The organism is Streptomyces sp. NPDC000878, from assembly GCF_053599695.1.
Genome location: NZ_JBSFMT010000071.1, coordinates 25,783 through 49,289, shown reverse-complemented (window position 1 = coordinate 49,289; position 23,507 = coordinate 25,783). Strand labels below are relative to the sequence as shown.

The following is a 23,507-nucleotide window of genomic DNA, read 5'->3' as shown; positions in this document are numbered from 1 at the left end:
CTCTGTCCAGCCCCTACATCCAGTCCTCCGGCTCGGGTTCCATCTCCATCTCGGGCCAGTCGTCCGGCCCCAACTGCTCGGCCCGCGCCCCGGATCCCGTACCCCTGCCGCTGTCACTGCCCATGGAGCCGGAGGCGGACTTGGAGCCAGGCTCAGTAACCGCCTCCGAGACCTGCGCCGCCGCCCCGGACACCGGCGGCGCCCCGCCCAGCGCCGAAAGCGCCCCCAACACGCCCTCCCCGTACGTGGCGAGCTTCTTCTCGCCCACCCCGCTGATTCCGCCCAGCTCCGCCACCGACCCTGGCCAGACGCTGACGATCTCCCGGAGCGTGGCGTCGTGGAAGATGACGTACGCCGGAACGCCCTGCTCGCGAGCCTGTTCGGCGCGCCAGGCACGCAGGGCCTCGAACGCCGGCTGCAGTTCCTCGGGCAACGCGACAGCCGCCGCCTTCGCCTTCTTCTCACTCCGGCCGCCACCGGCCGCCGACCGTGCGGTCGCCGCCTTCTTCGGCTCCTTGCGCAGCGGCACCTCCCGCTCGCGCCCCAGCACGGCACCACTCGTCTCGGTCAGCACCAGCGTGCCGTACTCGCCCTCGACCGCGAGCAGCCCCTGGGCCAGCAACTGCCGTACGACACCGCGCCATTCGCCCTCGGCCAGTTCCTCTCCGATGCCGAACACGGAGAGCTGGTCGTGGTCGAACTGGATCACCTTCGCCGTGCGCCGCCCCAGCAGGATGTCGACGATCTGCATCGCGCCGAACTTCTGCCGCCGCTCACGCTCCAGCCGCCAGACCGTGGACAGCACCTTCTGCGCGGCGACCGTGCCGTCCCAGGTCTCCGGCGGGGTCAGGCAGGTGTCGCAGTTGCCGCAGCCGCCCGGCACCGGGTCCTGGCCGAAGTAGACGAGCAGCTGCCCGCGCCGGCACTCCACCGTCTCGCACAGCGCCAGCATCGCGTCCAGGTGCGCCTGCGCGCGGCGCCGGAAAGCCTCGTCGCCCTCGCTGCCCTGGATCATCTTGCGCTGTTGTATGACGTCGTTCAGTCCGTAGGCCATCCAGGCCGTGGACGGCAGTCCGTCACGGCCGGCGCGGCCCGTCTCCTGGTAGTAGCCCTCGACCGACTTGGGCAGGTCGAGGTGGGCCACGAACCGGACGTCCGGCTTGTCGATGCCCATCCCGAAGGCGATGGTCGCCACCACGACGAGGCCGTCCTCGCGCAGGAAGCGCGACTGGTTCGCCGCGCGGGTGCCCGAGTCCAGGCCCGCGTGGTACGGCACCGCCCGGACGCCGTGCGCGGCGAGGAACTCCGCCGTGCGCTCCACGGAGTTGCGCGAGAGGCAGTAGACGATGCCCGCGTCGCCGTCGTGCTCCTCCTTCAGGAAGGTCAGCAGCTGCTTCTTGGGGTCGGCCTTGGGCACGATGCGGTACTGGATGTTGGGCCGGTCGAAGCTCGCCACGAAGTGACGGGCGTCCGGCATGCCCAGGCGCTGGGTGATCTCCTGGTGCGTCGCATGCGTGGCCGTCGCCGTGAGCGCGATCCGCGGGACGTCCGGCCAGCGCTCGCCCAGCAGCGACAGCGCCAGGTAGTCGGGCCGGAAGTCATGTCCCCACTGCGAGACGCAGTGCGCCTCGTCGATGGCGAAGACAGCGATCTTCCCCCGGGAGAGCAGATCCAGGGTCGACTCCAGCCGCAGCCGCTCCGGCGCCAGGTACAGGAGGTCCAGCTCACCGGCCAGGAACTCGGCCTCCACCGCCCGCCGCTCGCCGAAGTCCTGCGTGGAGTTCATGAACCCGGCCCGCACACCGAGTGCCCGCAGCGCGTCCACCTGGTCCTGCATCAGCGCGATGAGGGGCGAGACGACGATCCCCGTACCCGGTCTGACCAGGGACGGAATCTGGTAGCAGAGCGACTTGCCACCGCCGGTCGGCATGAGGACGACGGCGTCCCCGCCTGCCACCACATGCTCGATGACCGCCGCCTGCTCGCCGCGGAAGGAGTCGTACCCGAAGACCCGGTGCAGCGTGGCCAGCGCCTCGCTGTCCGCCGCCCCGGCCGCCGATCCGACGACCGTGCCCGGACCCTCGCCCGCTTCCGTCATCACACCCGACCCGCCCATCACGCTCATCGCGCTCATCGTCGTGTCCCCCGTACGTCGCGCCTCGACCACTGCGTCCACCATAGGGGCCCGCACCGACAGCCCCGGAGTTATCCACAGGCTGCCCCGCCACACCCGCGCCCCGTGTCACCGGCGCCCTCCGCCGGATCCGGGTGTTCAGCCCAATGGCCGCTTCACGTGGCGCCCCCGAACACCCCGGGACATGCTGCTCGGGCGGGACGAGGGGAGGCCCGTACAACGGACCGGCGCCCCGCGCGCGCCTCTCGGACCGGCGCCCTCCCGAGCGCCTCTCCCGCTCAAGGAGTCCCCACATGCCCCGCAGCCGGTTCAAGGTCACCGTCGCCCTCGCCACGGCCGCCGCCGCGTCCCTCTCCCTGGCCGTCGCCCCCGCGCACTCCGCGCCGAGCGATCCCGTCGACCCCGCGGTCTGGACCGAGCTGGCCAAGACGCTCGAAAGCACGGCGAAGTACCAGTACGCCCCGTTCGCCGTCACGGACGGCTACAAGCCCGCCTTCTGCTCGGCCAGCCCGACGCTCGGCGGGATGGGGCACCACTACATCAACGAGAAGCTCTACGGTTCACTCGATCCGGCGAAACCGGCCGCTCTGCTGTACGAGGACCGGGCCAACGAGGACTGGATGGACGAGGCGTCCGACACGAGCTGGCTCGACGACATGGACGCGCTCGACGGGGAAGCGCCCACGGTCGACGCCGCCGCCCCCGAGTCGCGCAGGCTGGTCGCCGTGGAGTGGATCGTGGTGGACAAGGACCAGGATCTGACGACCGACGACGACCGCCCCAGCCTGTTCGGTGTCCCCTTCAACGGCCCGATGCTCGGCCATGAGCCCGGTATGCCGATCCACTACGACCTGCACGCCTGGGTCTGGAAGAAGAACCCCAATGGCATGTTCGCCCGCTGGAACCCCACGGTGACCTGCCCGGCCGCCTGACGTTCCGGACCGCTCGAACACGCGCAGGGCCCCGGTCCCAAGAGGAGACCGGGGCCCTGCGCAATCCACGAAACCTGCTGAAACGCGCTGCTCAGCGCACGAAGACGCCCGCCTGGTTGGCCAGGTCGAGGAAGTACTGCGGCGCCACACCCAGCACCACGGTGACCGCCACCCCCACCCCGATCGCCGTCATGGTCAACGGCGACGGCACGGCGACGGTGGGTCCTTCGGGCCGGGGCTCGCTGAAGAACATCAGCACGATCACCCGGATGTAGAAGAACGCGGCGATCGCCGACGAGATCACACCGACCACGACCAGCGCGCCCGCGCCGCCCTCCGCCGCCGCCTTGAACACGGCGAACTTCCCGGCGAACCCGGAGGTCAGCGGAATGCCCGCGAAGGCCAGCAGGAACACCGCGAACACGGCGGCCACCAGCGGCGACCGGCGGCCCAGCCCCGCCCACTTGGACAGATGGGTCGCCTCTCCCCCGGCGTCCCGCACCAGCGTGACCACGGCGAACGCCCCGATCGTCACGAACGAGTACGCGGCCAGATAGAAGAGGACGGACGAGATCCCGTCCGGTGTCATCGCGATGACACCCGCGAGGATGAACCCGGCGTGCGCGATGGACGAGTACGCCAGCAGCCGCTTGATGTCGGTCTGCGTGATCGCGACGATCGCGCCGCCCACCATGGTGACGACCGCGACGCCCATCATGACCGGCCGCCAGTCCCAGCGCAGGCCCGGCAGCACGACGTACAGCAGCCGCAGCAGCGCGCCGAACGCCGCCACCTTCGTCGCCGCCGCCATGAAGCCCGTCACCGGCGTGGGCGCGCCCTGGTACACGTCCGGCGTCCACATGTGGAACGGGACGGCGCCCACCTTGAAGAGCAGGCCCATGACGATCATCGCGGCGCCGATGAGCAGCAGCGCGTCGTTGCCCATGGTGTCGGCGAGGGCCGGATCGACGTTCTGGATGGTGCCGTCGACGACCTGGGCGATCGTCCCGTACGACACCGAGCCCGCGTAGCCGTACAGCAGTGCGATGCCGAAGAGGGTGAACGCGGAGGCGAAGGCGCCGAGCAGGAAGTACTTGACCGCGGCCTCCTGCGACATGAGCCGCTTGCGGCGGGCCAGAGCGCACAGGAGGTAGAGCGGCAGCGAGAAGACTTCCAGGGCCACGAACAGGGTCAGCAGGTCGTTGGCCGACGGGAAGATCAGCATGCCGCCGACCGCGAACAGCAGCAGTGGGAACACCTCGGTGGTGGTGAACCCGGCCTTCACCGCGGCTTTTTCGCTGTCGCTGCCCGGTACGGACGCGGCCTGCGCCACGAACGAGTCGACGCGGTTGCCGTGGGCCTCCGGGTCGAGCCGCCGTTCGGCGAAGGTGAAGAGTCCGACCAGCCCCGCGAGCAGGATCGTGCCCTGGAGGAACAGTGCGGGCCCGTCGACGGCGATGGCGCCCATCGCCGCGATGCCGGCCTTGGTGGTGCCGTACCCGCTCGCCGCGAGCCCCACGACCGCGGCGAAGGCCGCGGTGAGAGCGACGACGGACACGAACAACTGCACGTAGTAGCGGGACTTGCGGGGCACGAACGCCTCGACCAGGATCCCGACGATCGCCGCGCCGATGACGATCAGGGTGGGCGACAATTGCCCGTATTCGATCTTCGGCGCGTCGATCTTGGAGATCGGATCGGCCGCCGTTGTCCACAGGCTGTGGACGGCTGATGCGCTCACTTGGCCGCCTCCACCTCGGGCTGGGGGTCCTTCTTCTGGACGTCGGACATGGTCTGCTTGACCGCCGGGTTGACGATGTCCGTCAGGGGCTTCGGATAGACGCCCAGGAAGATCAGCAGCACGATCAGCGGCGTCACGACCACGAGTTCACGCACCCTGAGGTCCGGCATCTTGGCGACCTCGGCCTTCACCGGGCCCGTCATCGTCCTCTGGTAGAGGACGAGGGTGTAGAGCGCGGCGAGGACGATGCCGAAGGTGGCGATGATGCCGACCACCGGATAGCGCGCGTAGGTGCCCACCAGGACCAGGAACTCGCTCACGAAGGGCGCGAGGCCCGGCAGCGACAGGGTCGCGAGCCCGCCGATCAGGAACGTGCCGGCGAGCACCGGAGCGACCTTCTGGACGCCTCCGTAGTCGGCGATGAGCCGCGAGCCGCGCCGCGAGATCAGGAAGCCGGCCACCAGCATCAGCGCGGCCGTCGAGATCCCGTGGTTGACCATGTACAGCGTCGCGCCCGACTGGCCCTGGCTGGTCATCGCGAAGATGCCCAGCACGATGAACCCGAAGTGCGAGATCGACGCGTACGCGACCAGCCGCTTGATGTCCCGCTGCCCGACCGCGAGCAGCGCCCCGTAGATGATGCTGATCAGCGCCAGTACGAGGATGACGGGCGTCGCCCACTTCGACGCCTCCGGGAACAGCTGGAGGCAGAAGCGGAGCATCGCGAAGGTGCCGACTTTGTCGACGACCGCCGTGATCAGCACGGCGACCGGCGCGGTGGCCTCGCCCATGGCGTTGGGCAGCCAGGTGTGCAGCGGCCACAGGGGAGCTTTCACCGCGAAGGCGAAGAAGAACCCGAGGAACAGCCAGCGTTCGGTGTTCGTCGCCATGTCCAGCGAACCGTTGGCCCGCGCGGCGGCGATCTCCGTGAGCGAGAAGTTCCCGGCGACCACATAGAGGCCGATCACGGCCGCCAGCATGATCAGTCCGCCGACGAGGTTGTAGAGGAGGAACTTCACGGCCGCGTACGAGCGTTGGGTGGACGCCGTTTCCTCGCCGTGCTCGTGGGCGCGGTCGCCGAAGCCGCCGATGAGGAAGTACATCGGGATGAGCATGGCTTCGAAGAAGATGTAGAAGAGGAAGACGTCGGTGGCCTCGAAGGAGATGATCACCATCGCCTCGACGGCCAGGATGAGCGCGAAGAAGCCCTGGGTGGGCCGCCAGCGCGTGTTCCCGGTCTCCAGGGGGTCGGCGTCGTGCCAGCCGGCCAGGATCACGAACGGGATCAGCAGCGCGGTCAGCGCGATGAGCGCCACGGCGATGCCGTCCACGCCCAGCTCGTACCGCACCCCGAAGTCCTTGATCCAGGCGCGGGATTCGGTGAGCTGGTAGCGGTCGCCGTCCGGGTCGAAGCGCACCAGGACGATCGCGGCGAGCACCAGCGTGGCGAGCGAGACGATCAGCGCCAGCCACTTGGCGGCGGTGCGCCGCGCGGCCGGTACGGCCGCCGTGGCGATCGCCCCGAGGGCCGGGAGCGCCGCCGTCGCTGTCAGGAGGGGAAAGGACATCGGTATCAGACCGCCCTCATCAGCAGGGTCGCGGCGATGAGGATCGCCGCACCGCCGAACATCGAGACCGCGTACGACCGCGCGTAGCCGTTCTGCAGCTTGCGGAGCCGTCCGGACAGGCCGCCCATGGAGGCCGCCGTACCGTTGACGACCCCGTCGACCAGGGTGTGGTCGACGTACACCAGGGAGCGGGTGAGGTGCTCTCCGCCTCGTACGAGGACGACGTGGTTGAAGTCGTCCTGGAGGAGGTCGCGCCGGGCGGCCCGGGTGAGCAGCGACCCGCGCGGGGCGAGCACCGGGACCGGACGGCGCCCGTACTGGACGTACGCGAGGCCGACGCCGATGACGAGCACGACCATCGTGGACAGCGTGACCGTGAGGGCGCTGATCGGCGGGTGTCCGTGCGCGTGTTCGGTGACGGGCTCCAGCCAGTGCAGGAAGCGGTCGCCGATACCGAAGATCCCGCCCGCGAAGACCGAGCCGAAGGCGAGCACGATCATGGGGATCGTCATGGACTTCGGGGACTCGTGCGGGTGCGGTTCGTTGCCGTTCTCGTCGGGCTGCCAGCGCTTCTCGCCGAAGAACGTCATCAGCATCACGCGCGTCATGTAGTACGCGGTGATGGCCGCGCCGAGCAGGGCCACGCTGCCGAGGATCCAGCCCTCGGTGCCGCCCTTGGCGAACGCCGCCTCGATGATCTTGTCCTTGGAGAAGAAGCCGGACAGACCCGGGAAGCCGATGATGGCGAGGTACCCGAGACCGAAGGTCACGAAGGTGACCGGCATGTACTTGCGGAGGCCGCCGTACTTGCGCATGTCGACCTCGTCGTTCATGCCGTGCATGACCGAGCCGGCGCCGAGGAAGAGCCCGGCCTTGAAGAATCCGTGGGTCACCAGGTGCATGATCGCGAAGACGTAGCCGATGGGACCGAGTCCGGCCGCGAGGATCATGTACCCGATCTGCGACATGGTCGAGCCGGCCAGCGCCTTCTTGATGTCGTCCTTCGCGCAACCGACGATCGCACCGAAGAGGAGCGTGACCGCGCCGACCACGGTGACCACCAACTGGGCGTCGGGCGCCGCGTTGAAGATCTCCCCGGAGCGGACGATCAGATACACGCCCGCGGTCACCATCGTCGCCGCGTGGATGAGGGCCGAGACCGGGGTCGGGCCCTCCATCGCGTCCCCGAGCCAGGACTGCAGCGGCACCTGGGCGGACTTGCCGCAGGCCGCGAGCAGCAGCATCAGGGCGATGGCGGTGAGCTTGCCCTCGCTCGTCTCACCGGTGGCTTCGAGGACCGGCCCGAAGGCGAAGGTCCCGAAGGTGGTGAACATCAGCATGATGGCGATCGAGAGGCCCATGTCGCCGACGCGGTTGACCAGGAAGGCCTTCTTCGCGGCGGTCGCGGCGCTGGGCTTGTGCTGCCAGAAGCCGATCAGGAGGTACGAGGCAAGGCCGACGCCCTCCCAGCCGACGTACAGCAGGAGGTAGTTGTCGGCGAGGACGAGCAGCAGCATCGCCGCGAGGAACAGGTTGAGATAGCCGAAGAAGCGGCGGCGCCGCTCGTCGTGCTCCATGTACCCGATCGAGTACACGTGGATCAGCGAGCCGACTCCGGAGATCAGCAGGACGAACGTCATCGACAGCTGGTCGAGCTGGAAGGCGACGTCGGCCTGGAAGCCCTCGACGGGGATCCAGCTGAACAGGTGCTGCATCAGGGCGCGGTGCTCGGCGTCCTTGCCCAGCATGTCGGCGAAGAGGACCACGCCGATCACGAAGGAGGAGGCGGCGAGAGCCGTGCCGATCCAGTGGCCGACGGCGTCGAGCCGCCGGCCGCCGCACAGCAGTACGACCGCTCCGAGCAGAGGCGCCGCCACCAGCAGCGCAATCAGGTTCTCCACGATTCAGCGACCCCTTACAGCTTCATCAGGCTGGCGTCGTCGACCGAGGCCGAGTGGCGGGAACGGAACAGGGACACGATGATCGCGAGCCCGACGACGACCTCCGCGGCGGCGACGACCATCGTGAAGAAGGCGATGACCTGCCCGTCGAGATTGCCGTGCATCCGGGAGAAGGCGACGAACGCGAGGTTGCAGGCGTTGAGCATCAGCTCGACGCACATGAAGACGACGATCGCGTTGCGCCTGATCAGGACGCCGGTGGCGCCGATCGTGAACAGCAGGGCGGCGAGATAGAGGTAGTTGACCGGGTTCACTTCGACGCCTCCCCACTGTTCGAGCCACCGGCTGAACCACTGGCCGGGCCGCTGTTGGTGCGCTCCAGGCGGTCCTCGGAGCGCTGCTCCAGGGCCTTGAGGTCGCTGATGGCCTCGGCGGACACATCACGGATCTGGCCGCGCTGGCGCAGCGTCTGCATGACCGACAGCTCGGCCGGGGTGCCGTCGGGCAGCAGCCCCGCGATGTCCACCGCGTTGTGCCGGGCGTACACACCCGGGGCGGGCAGCGGCGGCAGGTGCTTGCCGTCCCGTACGCGCTCTTCGGCCAGCTCGCGCTGGGTCTTGGCACGCTCGGTGCGCTCGCGGTGCGTGAGCACCATGGCGCCGACGGCGGCCGTGATCAGCAGGGCGCCGGTGATCTCGAAGGCGAACACGTACTTCGTGAAGATGAGGGCGGCGAGGCCCTCCACGTTGCCGTTCGCATTGGCCTGGCCGAGGCCGGCGAACTCCGTCAGAGAGGCGTTCCCGACGCCCGCCGTCAGGAGGATGCCGAAGCCGAGCCCGCAGACCAGGGCCAGCCAGCGCTGGCCCTTGATGGTCTCCTTCAGGGAGTCCGCCGCGGTGACACCGACGAGCATGACCACGAAGAGGAACAGCATCATGATCGCGCCGGTGTAGACGACGATCTGGACGACGCCCAGGAAATAGGCGCCGTTGGCCAGGTAGAACACCGCCAGGATGATCATGGTTCCGGCGAGACAGAGCGCGCTGTGCACGGCTCGCCTCATGAAGACGGTGCACAGGGCCCCGGCCACGGCGACGGTACCGAGCACCCAGAACTGAAAGGCCTCACCAGTGGAGGTGGAGTAAGCGGCGAGCTGCGCGCTCATGCCCCCACCTCCCCGTCCTCGGGCTTCTCGCCCCTGGAGACGGCGACCTGACGCACCGTGCCGGGCGCGGCCTCGGTGACCAGCCCCTGGTAGTAGTCCTGTTCGTCGGTGCCCGGGAAGATCGAGTGGGGCGAGTCGACCATGCCCTCGTCGAGTCCGGCGAGCAGCTGTTCCTTGGTGTAGATGAGGTTGGCGCGGCTGCTGTCGGCCAGCTCGAACTCGTTCGTCATCGTCAACGCGCGCGTGGGGCACGCCTCGATGCACAGGCCGCACAGGATGCAGCGGGCGTAGTTGATCTGGTAGACGGCGCCGTACCGCTCACCCGGGGAGTAGCGCTCCTCGTCGGTGTTGTCGGCGCCCTCCACATAGATGGCGTCCGCGGGGCAGGCCCAGGCGCACAGTTCGCAGCCGATGCACTTCTCCAGGCCGTCCGGATGGCGGTTGAGCTGGTGCCGTCCGTGGAACCGTGGGGCGGTGGTCTTCTGCTGCTCGGGGTACTGCTCGGTCAGCCGCTTCTTGAACATGGCCTTGAAGGTCACGCCGAAGCCGGCCACGGGGTTCTGAAAACCGGGCTTGGTCTCCTTGGGTTCCTCAGCCATCGGACGCCTCCTTTCCATCCAGAGATCCGTCACTGCCAGTATCCGGTCCACCACTGACAATCAACTCGCGCTCGCGGCGCGGGCGCCTGCGCGGCACCGTCTGCGCCTCCTGTCCCGGCAGTGGCGGTACGGGGAATCCGCCCGCCATCGGGTCGAAGGCGACGGGCTCGTCGTCGGCCGTCAGCGGTGGCTTGCCCCGGTCGCGGAACATGTCGGCCACGAAGGACAGCAGAAGCAGGACGAGGACACCGCCGCCGACGTAGAGGGCGATGTCGGCGAAGTCGTAGTTCTCGTTGCGCAGGGTCCGTACGGTCGCGACGAGCATCAGCCAGACCAGCGAGACCGGGATGAGGACCTTCCAGCCGAGCTTCATCAGCTGGTCGTAGCGCACGCGCGGGAGGGTGCCGCGCAGCCAGATGAAGAAGAACAGCAGCAGCTGCACCTTGAGGACGAACCAGGCCATCGGCCACCAGCCGTGGTTGGCGCCCTCCCAGAAGGTGCTGATGGGCCAGGGGGCCCGCCAGCCGCCCAGGAAGAGCGTCACCGACACGGCCGAGACGGTCACCATGTTGACGTACTCGGCAAGCATGAACAGCGCGAACTTGATGGACGAGTACTCGGTGTTGAAGCCGCCGACCAGGTCGCCCTCGGACTCCGGCATGTCGAAGGGGGCGCGGTTGGTCTCGCCGACCATCGTGATGATGTAGATGACGAAGGAGACCGGCAGCAGCACGATGTACCAGCGGTCGTGCTGCTGTTCGACGATGGTCGAGGTCGACATAGACCCGGAGTAGAGGAACACCGAGGCGAAGGCGGCGCCCATGGCGATCTCGTAGGAGATCATCTGCGCGCAGGCCCGCAGACCGCCCAGCAGGGGGTAGGTGGATCCGGAACTCCAGCCCGCGAGGACGATCCCGTAGATGCCGACCGAGGCGACCGCGAGGATGTAGAGCATCGCGATCGGCAGGTCCGTGAGCTGCATCGTCGTACGGTGGCCGAAGATCGAGACCTCGTTGCCGGCCGGCCCGAAGGGGATCACCGCGATCGCCATGAAGGCCGGGATGGCCGCGATGACCGGCGCGAGGATGTAGATCACCTTGTCCGCGCGCTTGACGATCAGGTCTTCCTTGAGCATCAGTTTCACGCCGTCGGCGAGCGACTGGAGCATGCCCCAGGGGCCGTGCCGGTTGGGACCGACGCGCAGCTGCATCCAGGCGACGACCTTGCGTTCCCACACGATGGAGAACAGCACGGTGATCATCAGGAAGGCGAAGCAGAAGACCGCCTTGACGACGACCAGCCACCAGGGGTCGGTGCCGAACATGGAGAGGTCTTCAGCGGCGAGGTACGGGCTCATGCCTCCACCTCCTTGGGGGCCTCGGAGGCGAGCGTCGCCGGGCCGATGCGGACGAGTGCGCCGGGCAGCGCCCCGGTGTCGGAGGCGACGCCGCCTCCGGTGGAGTTCAGCGGCAGCCAGACCACGCGGTCGGGCATCTCGGTGACCCTGAGGGGCAGTTCGACCGTCCCGGTGGCGCCCGTCACGGCGAGCAGGTCACCGTCCTTGACACCGGCTTCGGCGGCCGTGGGGGCCGACACGCGCGCGTGTGCGGCGTGCCGTGTCCCGGCGAGCGCGTCGTCGCCCTCCTGGAGACGCCCCTGGTCGAGCAGCAGCCGGTGCCCGGCGAGCACCGCTTCCCCGGCGGCCGGACGCGGCAACTGGGCGCCGATCTCCAAGGGGTTGGTGGCCCGCGCTCCGTCCCAGGCCCCGAGCCGGTCCAGTTCCTGCCGCGCGGTCCGCAGATCCGGCAGCCCCAGGTGTACGTCCATGGCGTCGGCCAGCATCTGGAGCACGCGCGCGTCGGCCGGTGCGAGGCGGCGGGTCATCTGGTCGGGCTTGAGCGCGGCCTCGAAGAGGCGGGCCCGGCCCTCCCAGTTGAGGAAGGTGCCCGCCTTCTCGGCGACCGCGGCGACCGGGAGGACGACATCGGCGTGCTCGGTGACCTCGCTGGGCCGCAGTTCCAGCGACACCAGGAAGCCCACTTCGTGCAGGGCGTCCCGCGCGCGTGCCGGATCGGGCAGGTCGGCGACCTCGACGCCGGCGACCACCAGGGCCCGCAACTCGCCCGCGGCGGCGGCCTCGACGATCTGGCCGGTGTCGCGGCCGAAGCGGTGCGGCAGTTCGGCCACGCCCCAGGCGACGGCGACCTCGTCCCGCGCGCGCGGGTCGGTCGCCGGACGTCCGCCCGGCAGCAGCGAGGGCAGCGCGCCCACCTCGACGGCGCCTCGCTCCCCGGCCCGGCGCGGGATCCACACCAGCTGGGCGCCGGTCGTGGAAGCGGCCCGTACGGCGGCGGTGAGCCCACCCGCCACGGCGGCCAGCCGCTCTCCGACGACGATCACCGCACCCTCGGTGCGCAGTGCCTCGGCGGCCTTCGCCCCGCTCTCCTCCAGCCCGAACCCGCTCCCGAGCGCGTCCAGCCACTCGGTCTCGGTGCCGGGGGCGGCGGGCAGCAGCGTGCCGCCGGCCTTCTCCAGGCCGCGGGTCGAGTGCGTGGCGAGCGAGTAGACCTTCTGCCCGTGTCCCCGCCAGGCCTTGCGCAGCCGCAGGAAGACGCCGGGCGCCTCCTCCTCGGACTCGAACCCGACCAGCAGGACCGCGGGCGCCTTCTCCAGGGAGGTGTACGTGACACCCGTACCGTCGAGGTCGCGTCCTCGTCCGGCGACCCGGGCGGCGAGGAAGTCGGCCTCCTCGGCGCTGTGCACGCGCGCGCGGAAGTCGATGTCGTTGGTGTCGAGGGCCACGCGCGCGAACTTGCTGTACGCGTAGGCGTCCTCGACGGTGAGCCGGCCGCCGGTGAGAACGCCCGCACGGCCACGGGCCGCGAGGAGTCCCTGGGCCGCCGCCTCCAGTGCCTCGGGCCAGGAGGCGGGCTCCAGGACACCGTCGGCGTTGCGGACGAGGGGGGTCTGGAGCCGGTCCGGCTTCTGCGCGTACCGGAAGCCGAAGCGTCCCTTGTCGCAGATCCACTCCTCGTTGACCTCGGGCTCGTTGGCCGCGAGGCGCCGCATGACCTTGCCGCGCCGGTGGTCGGTGCGGGTGGCGCAGCCGCCGGAGCAGTGCTCGCACACCGAGGGTGAGGAGACGAGGTCGAAGGGGCGGGAGCGGAAGCGATACGCCGCCGAGGTCAGCGCGCCGACCGGGCAGATCTGGATCGTGTTCCCGGAGAAGTACGACTCGAAGGGGTCGCCCTCGCCGGTGCCGACCTGCTGGAGCGCGCCGCGCTCGATCAGCTCGATCATCGGGTCGCCCGCGACCTGGTTGGAGAAGCGGGTGCAGCGGGCGCACAGCACGCAGCGCTCGCGGTCGAGCAGGACCTGCGTGGAGATCGGGACCGGCTTCTCGTAGGTCCGCTTCTTGCCCTCGAAGCGGGACTCGGACTGGCCGTGCGACATGGCCTGGTTCTGCAGGGGGCACTCGCCGCCCTTGTCGCAGACCGGGCAGTCGAGCGGGTGGTTGATGAGCAGCAGCTCCATCACACCGTGCTGGGCCTTCTCGGCCACGGGCGAGGTGAGGTGGGTCTTCACCACCATCCCGTCCGTACAGGTGATCGTGCAGGACGCCATGGGCTTGCGCTGGCCCTCGACCTCGACGATGCACTGGCGGCAGGCGCCGACCGGGTCGAGGAGGGGATGGTCGCAGAAGCGCGGGATCTCGATGCCGAGCTGTTCGGCGGCGCGGATCACCAGGGTGCCCTTGGGCACGCTGATGTCGATGCCGTCGATCTTCAGCGAGACGAGATCTTCCGGCGGGACCGCCGCGTCGCCCCCTCCGGAGGGAGCGCTCGTGGTCACCGTCATGCGTTCACCTCCGTGCGGTCGGCCCAGGCCGTCGACTTGGCCGGGTCGAAGGGGCAGCCCCGGCCCGTGATGTGGTCCTCGTACTCCTCGCGGAAGTACTTGAGGGAGGAGAAGATCGGCGAGGCGGCGCCGTCGCCGAGGGCGCAGAAGGACTTGCCGTTGATGTTGTCGGCGATGTCGTTCAGCTTGTCGAGGTCGGACATGGCGCCCTTGCCGGCCTCGATGTCGCGCAGCAACTGCACGAGCCAGTACGTCCCTTCGCGGCAGGGCGTGCACTTGCCGCAGGACTCGTGGGCGTAGAACTCGGTCCAGCGGGTGACGGCCCGGACGACGCAGGTGGTCTCGTCGAAGCACTGGAGTGCTTTTGTGCCGAGCATGGAACCCGCGGCGCCCACTCCTTCGTAGTCAAGAGGGACGTCGAGGTGCTCCTCGGTGAACATCGGTGTCGAGGAGCCGCCCGGTGTCCAGAACTTCAGCCGGTGGCCGGCGCGCATCCCGCCGCTCATGTCGAGGAGTTGGCGGAGCGTGATGCCGAGCGGGGCCTCGTACTGGCCCGGGTTGGTGACATGGCCGCTGAGCGAGTAGAGCGTGAAGCCCGGGGACTTCTCGCTGCCCATCGACCGGAACCATTCTTTGCCCTTTTGCAGAATCGCGGGAACTGAGGCGATCGACTCGACGTTATTTACAACAGTTGGGCACGCATAGAGCCCTGCGACGGCAGGAAAGGGGGGACGGAGCCGCGGTTGACCCCGGCGGCCTTCGAGCGAATCGAGCAGTGCGGTCTCTTCACCACAGATGTACGCGCCCGCGCCCGCGTGCACGGTGAGTTCGAGGTCGAGTCCGCTGCCCAGTACGTTCTTGCCGAGGTAGCCCGCCGCGTAGGCCTCACGCACGGCCTCGTGCAACCGCCGCAGCACTGGCACGACTTCACCGCGCAGATAGATGAAGGCATGCGAAGACCTGATGGCATAACACGCGATCACAATGCCCTCGATGAGGCTGTGCGGGTTCGCGAAGAGGAGCGGGATGTCCTTACAGGTTCCCGGCTCCGATTCGTCGGCGTTGACAACTAGATAGTGTGGTTTTCCATCACCCTGAGGAATGAACTGCCATTTCATTCCCGTAGGGAATCCCGCACCGCCGCGGCCACGCAGACCGGACTCCTTGACGTACGCGATGAGGTCGTCCGGTGTCATCGCGAGGGCCTTGCGGAGTCCCTCGTACCCTTCGTGCCTCCGGTAGACGTCCAGCGTCCAGGACCTGTCCTCGTCCCAGAAGGCCGACAGCACGGGTGCGAGCAGCTTCTCGGGGCTGGTCTCGTTGATCTCGGGTGCCAATGTCATCACTCCCCCTCCTCGGTGACGGGCCCCGCCGGGTGGGAGGGGTCGGAAGCCGCCGTGTCCTGAGGCGCGTCGTGCGAGCTGAGGTGCTCGGCGGGCGACGGGTCGTGCGGCCGTGTGCTCTTGGGTGCGCCGCCCCTGGGGTGGACCACGCGCGCGGGGCTCTCGCCCTTGGCCAGCCGGAGCCCGGTCAGCGAGGCGGGGCCGGCGCTGCCGCTCGCCTCGACGGCCCCGTCCCGGGCGTCGGGGAAGCCCGCCAGGATGCGGGCGGTGTCCTTGAACGTGCACAGGGGGGCACCGCGCGTGGGCTCGACCGGCACGTCCGCGCGCAGGTCGTCGACGAGGCGCTTGGCGCTGTCCGGGGTCTGGTTGTCGAAGAACTCCCAGTTGACCATCACGACGGGTGCGAAGTCGCAGGCCGCGTTGCACTCGATGTGCTCCAGGGTGACCTTGCCGTCCTCGGTCGTCCCGCCGTTGGCGACGCCGAGGTGCTCCTGGAGGGTCTCGAAGATGGCGTCGCCGCCCAGCACCGCGCAGAGGGTGTTGGTGCAGACGCCCACCTGGTAGTCGCCGGAGGGGCCCCGGCGGTACATGGAGTAGAAGGTGGCGACCGCGGTGACCTCGGCCGTGGTCAGGCCCAGCACGTCCGCGCAGAACTTCATCCCGGTGCGCGTGACATGGCCCTCCTCCGACTGCACGAGATGCAGCAACGGCAGGAGGGCGGACCTGGAGTCCGGGTAGCGGGCGATGACCTCGCGGGAGTCCGCTTCGAGCCGGGCTCGAACGTCGTCCGGGTAAGCGGGCGCGGGCAGTTGGGGCATGCCCAGGCTGACGCCCTCGGGGGTGGTGGTCACCGGTCGACGCCTCCCATCACGGGGTCGATGGACGCGACGGCGACGATGACGTCGGCGACCTGGCCGCCCTCGCACATCGCCGCCATGGCCTGCAGATTGGTGAAGGACGGGTCCCGGAAGTGGACCCGGAAGGGGCGGGTGCCTCCGTCGGAGACGGCGTGCACCCCGAGTTCGCCCTTGGGTGACTCGACTGCCGCGTAGGCCTGTCCCGGCGGGACGCGGAAACCCTCGGTCACCAGCTTGAAGTGGTGGATCAGGGCCTCCATGGAGGTGCCCATGATCTTCTTGATGTGGTCCAGGGAGTTGCCCAGACCGTCCGGTCCCAGGGCGAGCTGGGCGGGCCAGGCGATCTTCTTGTCGGTGACCATGACCGGGCCGGGCTGCAGCCGGTCCAGGCACTGCTCAACGATTCTGAGCGACTGCCGCATCTCCTCCAGCCGGATCAGGAAGCGGCCGTAGGAGTCGCAGGAGTCGGCGGTGGGGACGTCGAAGTCGAACGTCTCGTAGCCGCAGTACGGCTGGCTCTTGCGCAGGTCGTGCGGGAGGCCGGTGGAGCGCAGGATCGGGCCGGTGGCGCCGAGGGCCATACAGCCGGACAGGTCGAGGTAACCGACGTCCTGCATACGGGCCTTGAAGATGGGGTTCCCGGTGGCGAGCTTGTCGTACTCGGGAAGGTTCTTCCTCATCTTCTTCAGGAACTCGCGGATGTGGTCCACCGCGCCGGGCGGCAGGTCCTGGGCGAGTCCGCCGGGGCGGATGTACGCGTGGTTCATCCGCAGGCCCGTGATGAGCTCGTAGATGTCGAGAATCATTTCACGATCACGGAATCCGTAGATCATGATCGTGGTGGCGCCGAGTTCCATACCGCCGGTGGCGATGCACACCAGGTGCGAGGACAGCCGGTTCAGCTCCATGAGGAGCACACGGATGAGGGTGGCCCGGTCGGGGATCTGGTCCTCGATGCCGAGGAGCTTCTCGACGGCGAGACAGTAGGCGGTCTCGTTGAAGAAGGACGTCAGGTAGTCCATGCGCGTGACGAAGGTGGTGCCCTGCGTCCACGTGCGGAATTCCAGGTTCTTCTCGATGCCCGTGTGCAGATAGCCGATGCCGCAGCGGGCCTCGGTGACCGTCTCGCCGTCGATCTCCAGGATCAGCCGGAGCACACCGTGGGTGGAGGGGTGCTGCGGGCCCATGTTGACGACGATGCGCTCGTCGTCGGCACGGGCCGCGGACTGGACGACCTCGTCCCAGTCGCCACCGGTGACCGTATATACGGTGCCCTCGGTGGTCTCGCGCGGAGTTGCGTGCTGCGTGCTCATGAGTACGACCTCCGCTGGTCCGGAGCCGGGATCTGGGCGCCCTTGTACTCGACGGGGATGCCGCCGAGGGGGTAGTCCTTGCGCTGCGGATGGCCCTGCCAGTCGTCCGGCATCATGATCCGCGTCAGGGCCGGGTGACCGTCGAAGACGATCCCGAAGAAGTCGTACGTCTCGCGCTCGTGCCAGTCGTTCGTCGGATAGACGGAGACCAGGGACGGGACGTGCGGGTCGCTGTCGGGGGCGCTGACTTCGAGGCGGATCAGCCGGTTGTGGGTGATCGAGCGCAGGTGGTAGACGGCGTGCAGCTCGCGGCCCTTGTCGTGCAGGTAGTGGACTCCGCTCACGCCCGTGCAGAGTTCGAAGCGCAGGGCCGGGTCGTCGCGCAGGGTCTGGGCGACGCGGAGCAGGTACGCGCGTTCGACGTGGAACGTCAGCTCGCCGCGGTCGACGACCGTCTTCTCGATCACGTTCTCGGGGACCAGCCCCTGTTCCTCCAGGGCGCCCTCGAGTTCGTCGGCGACCTCGTCGAACCACCCCCCGTAGGGCCTCGCCGAGGCTCCCGGGAGCCGGATGGAGCGGACCAGGCCGCCGTAGCCGGAGGTGTCGCCGCCGTTGTCGGCGCCGAACATGCCGCGCTGGACGCGGATCTCCTCGCCGCCGTCGCCGCGCTGGCCGGGGAGGTTGGAGGCGGCGAGGTCCTTCTCGGGGTTGACCCCGTTCGACGCCCCGCCTGCTCCGGTGCCGTTCGCGTCGCTCATCGCAGCAGCCCCTTCATCTCGATCGTGGGGAGTGCCTTGAGCGCGGCCTCCTCCGCCTCGCGGGCGGCTTCCTCGGCGTTCACACCGAGCTTGGAGGTCTGGATCTTCTGGTGGAGCTTGAGGATCGCGTCGATCAGCATCTCGGGCCGTGGCGGGCAGCCGGGCAGATAGATGTCGACCGGAACGATGTGGTCGACGCCCTGCACGATCGCGTAGTTGTTGAACATCCCGCCCGAGGAGGCGCAGACCCCCATGGAGATCACCCACTTTGGGTTGGGCATCTGGTCGTAGACCTGCCGCAGCACCGGCGCCATCTTCTGGCTGACCCGGCCGGCCACGATCATCAGGTCCGCCTGGCGGGGTGAGCCGCGGAAGACCTCCATGCCGAAGCGCGCGAGGTCGTAGCGGCCGGCGCCGGTCGTCATCATCTCGATGGCGCAGCAGGCGAGTCCGAACGTGGCGGGGAAGACGGACGCCTTGCGCACCCAGCCCGCGGCCTGCTCGACGGTGGTCAGCAGGAATCCGCTCGGCAGTTTTTCTTCGAGTCCCATGTCTTAGAGGCCCCTCAGTCCCATTCCAGGCCGCCGCGCCGCCATACGTACGCGTACGCCACGAAGACGGTGAGCACGAAGAGCAGCATCTCCACGAGCCCGAAAACACCCAGGGCGTCGAAGGTGACGGCCCAGGGGTAGAGGAAGACGATCTCGATGTCGAAGACGATGAAGAGCATCGCCGTCAGGTAGTACTTGATGGGGAATCGCCCACCGCCGGCCGGCGTGGGTGTCGGCTCGATCCCGCATTCATAGGCTTCGAGTTTGGCCCGGTTGTAACGCTTCGGGCCGATGAGCGAAGCCATGATCACGGAGAAGATCGCAAAGCCTGCCCCGAGGGCTCCCAGTACGAGGATGGGCGCATACGCGTTCACCGCTCCTCGCTCCTCTCAGTCGGCACTGACTGCTGGCGATTGCATCGGGCCGGCGCCCCCGCCCCGTCCGCCCCGCGAACCTCGCCCGTCCCGGCGAAGATCGAGAACATGTGAAGCAGGTCACAAGCCCAACTGCCCCGCATCCTATGCCCGCCGGTCTGTGATCTGCGACACGGGGTATTGCCGAACCTTTGTGATCTCCACCACCCGACGAAGGATCATGAAGTCGGATGAGCGGTGATCTTCACACGCGAAGCGTCCGCGCGATCACCAGAGGTGACATTTCTCCCGGTTACCGCTGGTCACGAGTGGCGTCTCAATATCAAGAGAGTTCCCCTGCATGCAAATTGGAGATGGACAGGGCGGCTTGATAGTGGAACGCGTTCACACACCGGAGGGGGCGAGTGGCGAATGTGGATGCCCGCTCGCGCGTGCACGCGTTCACGAGCGGCAGTCAGTCGACGATCTACGCGCGTGACACGCCCCGACCGGTGACCGTTCCGTGACCTGCGCCACACCTGTGAAGGCCTGTGAAGATCGGGGGTTGGCCACGGACCGCAACCGATGGTAAGCAGCGGGCAATTCGGGCGTACCGATGAAAGTGCATGATCACAGGCATGATCGCCTGTGTCCGCAATGCCCGTTACGGCGTCAATAAAGAGTGACGCTCCGGGAATTTGGGTCCTCCGTTGAACAACTGTGGCGCACCACACGTTTCTTGAAGGTATGGAGGAGTCGCTGGTACCGCTAGTACCCATGTCCCACACCGCTACCGCTCACATACGAAGCCACCGGAAGCCCCGGCGTGCCGGCAACTCGTCGTTGGCCATGCGCGCCGGAGTCGCCGGTGGCGTTCTCAGCACCCTGGCAGTGGCTGGTGCGTCCAGTGCGGCGAGCGCCGCCGAGCAGCCTGTGACGCAGACACTCGAACTGCCCACCCTCACGGCCGACCTGGCCGCTCAGATCGCCGAGTCCGCGGACGCCACGCAGCAGGCCGCCGCGAACTACGAGCTCCAGGCCGAGCGTGACGCCGCAGCCGCCAAGGCGGCCCAGGAGGCCAGGAAGGACCTCGCGGAGGCGAAGCAGAAGGCGGAGGCCAAGAAGAAGGCCGAGGCCGCCCGCAAGGCGGCTGCAGAGGCCGCTGTGTCCCGCTCCGCCGAGCGCGCCACGCTGGCGGCATCCGACTCCTCCTCGGAGTCCGCCTCCAGCTCGGACTCGTCGCAGGTGACCGCCCCCGCGAGCGGCAGCGTCGCGACCGTCATCGACTTCCTCAAGGCGCAGCTGGGCGACGCCTACGTCATGGGCGCCACGGGCCCCAACGCGTGGGACTGCTCCTCCCTGGTCCAGGCCGCGTTCAAGCAGGTCGGCGTGGATCTCCCCCGGGTCTCGCAGGACCAGTCGATGCAGGGCACCGAGGTCTCCCTGTCGAACATCCAGGTCGGCGACATCCTGTACTGGGGTGCGAAGGGTTCGGCGTACCACGTCGGGGTGTACGTCGGTAACGGTCAGTACCTGGACGCGGCGAACCCGTCCAAGGGCGTGGTCATTCAGGACCTTTCCGGGTATCCGGCGACGGGTGCGGTGCGCGTTCTCTGAGCGGACCGTCGAGGACTGACGTGTGATTCACGGATTTCACGGGTGAGGGTCGCTGCCGCCGGTCGGCAGCGGCCCTTCTCCGTCCCCTGCGGGGGATGCCTGTGTGAGGCTGATGCCCAAGTACTTCCTCAGTACTCCACACAGCAGAAGGAGAGACAGCGATGCCTCGTGTCTTCGTACAGGGCAGGCCCGTCGACTCGTATCCGCGGCTCACGCCCGAGGCACGGCGCGGTGCCGTGCGGCGGATCACCGAAGTGGGCGAAGAGGTGCTGCACAAGCCGTGCCGGGACGTGACCGAGTTCGGGCCCGAACTCGCGGCGCTCATCGACGACATGTTCCTGACGATGCACCTGGCCGACGGGGCCGGACTCGCGGCCAACCAGGTCGGCGTCGGGCTGCGGCTGTTCGTGTACGACTGCCTGGACGACGACGGTGTCCGCCATGTCGGGCACATCGTCAACCCGGTGCTGGAGCCGCTGGACGCCGGCGACCGGCGCCTCCTCGACGAGGGCGAGGGGTGCCTGTCCGTGCCGGGGGCCGTGATGGACGTACCCCGTCCGGACCGTGCCGTGGTGCGCGGCCTCGATCAGGACGGGAACCCGCTGGTCGTCGAGGGGACGGGGTACTTCGCCCGGTGTCTGGAGCACGAGACGGACCATGTGAACGGGCACGTGTATCTGGACCGGCTCTCCAAGCGGGAGCGGAAGGACGCGCTGCGGCAGGTGGCGGACCGTCGCGAGGCGGTGTTCGCGCGACGGTCCGCCAAGCAGGAGGCCCTCAGCTCCTGAGCGGGCCTCGCCTTCCGAGAGGGCCTCGCCTGCTGAAGGAACCTCTGCCGGTCATGCCTTCGGGGCCACCTTGCTCAGGCCGTTGATGATGCGGTCCATCGCGTCGCCGCCCGTCGGGTCGGTGAGGTTGGCCAGCATCTTCAGGGTGAACTTCATCAACAGGGGGTGGGTCAGGCCGCGTTCGGCCGCGATCTTCATGACCTTCGGGTTGCCGATGAGCTTCACGAAGGCGCGGCCCAGCGTGTAGTAGCCGCCGTAGGTGTCCTTGAGCACGCGCGGGTAGCGCTGGAGGGCGATCTCCCGCTGGGCCGGGGTGGCCCGCGCGTGGGCCTGGACGATGACGTCGGCGGCGATCTGGCCGGACTCCATGGCGTAGGCGATGCCCTCGCCGTTGAAGGGGTTCACCAGGCCGCCGGCGTCGCCGACGAGCAGCAGGCCCTTCGTGTAGTGGGGCTGCCGGTTGAAGGCCATGGGGAGGGCGGCGCCACGGATCGGGCCGGTCATGTTGTCGGGGGTGTAGCCCCAGTCCTCCGGCATTGACGCGCACCAGGCCTTCAGGACCTCGCGCCAGTCGAGTTCCTTGAAGGAGTCCGAGGTGTTGAGCACCCCGAGGCCGACGTTGGACGTGCCGTCGCCCATGCCGAAGATCCAGCCGTAGCCGGGGAGCAGGCGGTCCTCGGCGCCTCGCCGGTCCCAGAGTTCCAGCCAGGACTCCAGGTAGTCGTCCTCGTGGCGCGGGGAGGTGAAGTACGTACGGACCGCGACGCCCATCGGGCGGTCCTCGCGGCGGTGCAGGCCCATCGCCAGGGAGAGGCGGGTGGAGTTGCCGTCGGCGGCGACCACCAGCGGGGCGTGGAAGGTGACCTCGCGTTTGTCCTCGCCGAGTTTCGCGTGCACGCCGGTGATACGGCCGGTGCGGTCGTCGGTGATCGGGGCGCCGACGTTGCAGCGCTCGTACAGGCGCGCGCCCGCTTTCTGGGCCTGGCGGGCGAGTTGCTCGTCGAAGTCGTCGCGCTTGCGGACGAGGCCGTAGTCGGGGAAGGAGGCGAGTTCCGGCCAGTCGAGCTGGAGGCGGACGCCGCCGCCGATGATGCGGAGGCCCTTGTTCCGCAGCCAGCCGGCTTCTTCGGAGATGTCGATGCCCATCGCGACGAGCTGCTTGGTCGCCCGGGGCGTCAGGCCGTCGCCGCACACCTTTTCGCGCGGGAAGCTGGTCTTCTCCAGCAGCAGCACGTCGAGTCCGGCCTTCGCCAGGTAGTAGGCGGTGGTGGAACCGGCTGGCCCGGCCCCGACCACGATGACATCGGCGGTGTTTTCGGAGAGGGGCTCGGTCACGGCGGGTTCTCCCCAAGACTCTCAAATCTGTGTGCCGACCGGCACTGGACATGGGCAGTCTATTCAGCAGTACTGATCACCCGGCTGAAGGGCTGCCCCGTGAACCGAGCGCTCCCCGTAGTACGCCTGCGTGTTCCCACCGACGAGGACGCCTTCGCCTGGCACCGCGTCTTCGACGACCCCGATGTCATGGAGTTCCACGGGGGCAGATCGGCGGAGCTGTCCGTCTACGAGGAACTCACCGCGCGCCAGCGCCGGCACGACGCCGAGTACGGGTTCTGCTTCTGGACCATGCTCGACGAGTCGGACCAGGTCATCGGCTTCACGGGCGCCCAGCCGTGGCCGCAGGACTGGGGTCCCAAGGGCGAGATCGAGATCGGCTGGCGGCTCGGACGGGCCCACTGGGGCAAGGGGTACGCCACCGCGGCGGCCGAACTGACGCTGGACCGGGTGCGTGCGGCAGGCGTGCCCAGCGTGGTCGCGATGGTCCTCGCCCAGAACGAGCGGTCCATCGCGGTCACCCGGCGGCTGGGCATGCGGCTCGAAGAGGTCTTCACGACGCCGGCGTCGGAGAAGCAGGGGCACTGCTATCGACTCGACCTCTGACCGACTTCAGCCGTTTTGTTCCCGATGGAGATCCCAATTCGTGACGCACGGTAGTTATTTGGCGCAGAAAAATACTTAGCGCTTCCGG

The 23,507-nt window shown here is 68.6% G+C and carries 20 protein-coding genes; 4 read left to right on the top strand and 16 right to left on the bottom strand.

Annotated features, from left to right (window positions below; all coding sequences use genetic code 11):
* Positions 1-13: 13 nt before the first annotated feature.
* Positions 14-2,116, bottom strand: coding sequence for a DNA helicase RecQ (gene recQ / locus ACWDR4_RS40290; RefSeq protein ID WP_450415944.1), 2,103 nt, complete (start codon positions 2,114-2,116; stop codon positions 14-16).
* A 311-nt stretch (positions 2,117-2,427) separates the two neighbouring features.
* Here recQ and ACWDR4_RS40285 point away from each other — a divergent pair, with 311 nt between their 5' ends.
* Positions 2,428-3,066, top strand: coding sequence for a hypothetical protein (locus tag ACWDR4_RS40285; RefSeq protein ID WP_450415930.1), 639 nt, complete (start codon positions 2,428-2,430; stop codon positions 3,064-3,066).
* Between the two features lie 91 nt (positions 3,067-3,157).
* Here the strand turns inward: ACWDR4_RS40285 and nuoN are convergent, their stop codons facing one another.
* The 14 genes from nuoN to ACWDR4_RS40215 are packed head-to-tail and all read right to left on the bottom strand — an operon-like array spanning position 3,158 to position 19,094.
* Complete coding sequence (nuoN, locus tag ACWDR4_RS40280; RefSeq protein WP_450415928.1) at positions 3,158-4,807, bottom strand: NADH-quinone oxidoreductase subunit NuoN; 1,650 nt, start codon at positions 4,805-4,807, stop codon at positions 3,158-3,160.
* A complete protein-coding gene (locus ACWDR4_RS40275; protein ID WP_450415926.1) occupies positions 4,804-6,375 on the bottom strand; it encodes an NADH-quinone oxidoreductase subunit M in 1,572 nt (523 codons plus the stop codon). The genes nuoN and ACWDR4_RS40275 overlap by 4 nt, the downstream gene beginning before the upstream one ends.
* 5 nt (positions 6,376-6,380) lie before the next feature.
* Complete coding sequence (nuoL, locus tag ACWDR4_RS40270) at positions 6,381-8,276, bottom strand: NADH-quinone oxidoreductase subunit L (protein WP_450415924.1); 1,896 nt, start codon at positions 8,274-8,276, stop codon at positions 6,381-6,383.
* Between the two features lie 14 nt (positions 8,277-8,290).
* Complete coding sequence (gene nuoK, locus ACWDR4_RS40265; RefSeq protein ID WP_037929353.1) at positions 8,291-8,590, bottom strand: NADH-quinone oxidoreductase subunit NuoK; 300 nt, start codon at positions 8,588-8,590, stop codon at positions 8,291-8,293.
* Complete coding sequence (locus tag ACWDR4_RS40260) at positions 8,587-9,441, bottom strand: NADH-quinone oxidoreductase subunit J (RefSeq protein WP_450415923.1); 855 nt, start codon at positions 9,439-9,441, stop codon at positions 8,587-8,589. Before ACWDR4_RS40260 ends, nuoK begins: the two co-directional genes overlap by 4 nt.
* The gene (gene nuoI / locus ACWDR4_RS40255) at positions 9,438-10,040 is read right to left on the bottom strand and encodes an NADH-quinone oxidoreductase subunit NuoI (protein WP_450415922.1); all 603 of its coding nucleotides are present in this window, start codon (positions 10,038-10,040) and stop codon (positions 9,438-9,440) included. Before nuoI ends, ACWDR4_RS40260 begins: the two co-directional genes overlap by 4 nt.
* Positions 10,033-11,397 carry an NADH-quinone oxidoreductase subunit NuoH gene (nuoH, locus tag ACWDR4_RS40250; RefSeq protein ID WP_450415920.1) on the bottom strand — a complete coding sequence of 455 codons (1,365 nt, stop codon included), beginning with the start codon at positions 11,395-11,397 and terminating at the stop codon, positions 10,033-10,035. The genes nuoI and nuoH overlap by 8 nt, the downstream gene beginning before the upstream one ends.
* Positions 11,394-13,898: an NADH-quinone oxidoreductase subunit G gene (locus tag ACWDR4_RS40245; protein WP_450415919.1), complete on the bottom strand. Its 2,505-nt coding sequence runs from the start codon at positions 13,896-13,898 to the stop codon at positions 11,394-11,396. The genes nuoH and ACWDR4_RS40245 overlap by 4 nt, the downstream gene beginning before the upstream one ends.
* A complete protein-coding gene (gene nuoF, locus ACWDR4_RS40240; RefSeq protein ID WP_450415918.1) occupies positions 13,895-15,244 on the bottom strand; it encodes an NADH-quinone oxidoreductase subunit NuoF in 1,350 nt (449 codons plus the stop codon). The genes ACWDR4_RS40245 and nuoF overlap by 4 nt, the downstream gene beginning before the upstream one ends.
* Complete coding sequence (gene nuoE, locus ACWDR4_RS40235; RefSeq protein ID WP_450415942.1) at positions 15,241-16,059, bottom strand: NADH-quinone oxidoreductase subunit NuoE; 819 nt, start codon at positions 16,057-16,059, stop codon at positions 15,241-15,243. Before nuoE ends, nuoF begins: the two co-directional genes overlap by 4 nt.
* Before the next feature lie 29 nt (positions 16,060-16,088).
* Complete coding sequence (locus ACWDR4_RS40230) at positions 16,089-17,411, bottom strand: NADH-quinone oxidoreductase subunit D (RefSeq protein ID WP_450415916.1); 1,323 nt, start codon at positions 17,409-17,411, stop codon at positions 16,089-16,091.
* The gene (locus tag ACWDR4_RS40225; protein ID WP_450415915.1) at positions 17,408-18,169 is read right to left on the bottom strand and encodes an NADH-quinone oxidoreductase subunit C; all 762 of its coding nucleotides are present in this window, start codon (positions 18,167-18,169) and stop codon (positions 17,408-17,410) included. The genes ACWDR4_RS40230 and ACWDR4_RS40225 overlap by 4 nt, the downstream gene beginning before the upstream one ends.
* A complete protein-coding gene (locus tag ACWDR4_RS40220) occupies positions 18,166-18,720 on the bottom strand; it encodes a NuoB/complex I 20 kDa subunit family protein (RefSeq protein WP_053743379.1) in 555 nt (184 codons plus the stop codon). Before ACWDR4_RS40220 ends, ACWDR4_RS40225 begins: the two co-directional genes overlap by 4 nt.
* Before the next feature lie 14 nt (positions 18,721-18,734).
* Positions 18,735-19,094, bottom strand: coding sequence for an NADH-quinone oxidoreductase subunit A (locus ACWDR4_RS40215; RefSeq protein ID WP_005476348.1), 360 nt, complete (start codon positions 19,092-19,094; stop codon positions 18,735-18,737).
* A gap of 726 nt (positions 19,095-19,820) precedes the next feature.
* Here ACWDR4_RS40215 and ACWDR4_RS40210 point away from each other — a divergent pair.
* On the top strand, positions 19,821-20,690 hold the full coding sequence (locus tag ACWDR4_RS40210) for a C40 family peptidase (protein WP_450415913.1): 870 nt from the start codon (positions 19,821-19,823) through the stop codon (positions 20,688-20,690).
* 161 nt (positions 20,691-20,851) lie between these two features.
* Positions 20,852-21,478, top strand: coding sequence for a peptide deformylase (gene def / locus ACWDR4_RS40205; RefSeq protein ID WP_450415912.1), 627 nt, complete (start codon positions 20,852-20,854; stop codon positions 21,476-21,478).
* A gap of 51 nt (positions 21,479-21,529) precedes the next feature.
* Here the strand turns inward: def and ACWDR4_RS40200 are convergent, their stop codons facing one another.
* A complete protein-coding gene (locus tag ACWDR4_RS40200; protein ID WP_189151773.1) occupies positions 21,530-22,813 on the bottom strand; it encodes a geranylgeranyl reductase family protein in 1,284 nt (427 codons plus the stop codon).
* A 99-nt stretch (positions 22,814-22,912) separates the two neighbouring features.
* Here ACWDR4_RS40200 and ACWDR4_RS40195 point away from each other — a divergent pair, with 99 nt between their 5' ends.
* Positions 22,913-23,419: a GNAT family N-acetyltransferase gene (locus tag ACWDR4_RS40195; protein ID WP_450415911.1), complete on the top strand. Its 507-nt coding sequence runs from the start codon at positions 22,913-22,915 to the stop codon at positions 23,417-23,419.
* Positions 23,420-23,507: the final 88 nt, after the last annotated feature.

Coding starts and splice junctions, on each gene's coding strand:
- recQ (WP_450415944.1), bottom strand. CDS start 2,116: ATGGGCGGGTCGGGTGTGATGACGGAAGCGGGCGAGGGTCCGGGCACG.
- ACWDR4_RS40285 (WP_450415930.1), top strand. CDS start 2,428: ATGCCCCGCAGCCGGTTCAAGGTCACCGTCGCCCTCGCCACGGCCGCC.
- ACWDR4_RS40275 (WP_450415926.1), bottom strand. CDS start 6,375: ATGTCCTTTCCCCTCCTGACAGCGACGGCGGCGCTCCCGGCCCTCGGG.
- ACWDR4_RS40260 (WP_450415923.1), bottom strand. CDS start 9,441: ATGAGCGCGCAGCTCGCCGCTTACTCCACCTCCACTGGTGAGGCCTTT.
- nuoI (WP_450415922.1), bottom strand. CDS start 10,040: ATGGCTGAGGAACCCAAGGAGACCAAGCCCGGTTTTCAGAACCCCGTG.
- nuoH (WP_450415920.1), bottom strand. CDS start 11,397: ATGAGCCCGTACCTCGCCGCTGAAGACCTCTCCATGTTCGGCACCGAC.
- ACWDR4_RS40245 (WP_450415919.1), bottom strand. CDS start 13,898: ATGACGGTGACCACGAGCGCTCCCTCCGGAGGGGGCGACGCGGCGGTC.
- nuoE (WP_450415942.1), bottom strand. CDS start 16,059: ATGCCCCAACTGCCCGCGCCCGCTTACCCGGACGACGTTCGAGCCCGG.
- ACWDR4_RS40230 (WP_450415916.1), bottom strand. CDS start 17,411: ATGAGCACGCAGCACGCAACTCCGCGCGAGACCACCGAGGGCACCGTA.
- ACWDR4_RS40225 (WP_450415915.1), bottom strand. CDS start 18,169: ATGAGCGACGCGAACGGCACCGGAGCAGGCGGGGCGTCGAACGGGGTC.
- ACWDR4_RS40220 (WP_053743379.1), bottom strand. CDS start 18,720: ATGGGACTCGAAGAAAAACTGCCGAGCGGATTCCTGCTGACCACCGTC.
- ACWDR4_RS40210 (WP_450415913.1), top strand. CDS start 19,821: ATGGAGGAGTCGCTGGTACCGCTAGTACCCATGTCCCACACCGCTACC.
- def (WP_450415912.1), top strand. CDS start 20,852: ATGCCTCGTGTCTTCGTACAGGGCAGGCCCGTCGACTCGTATCCGCGG.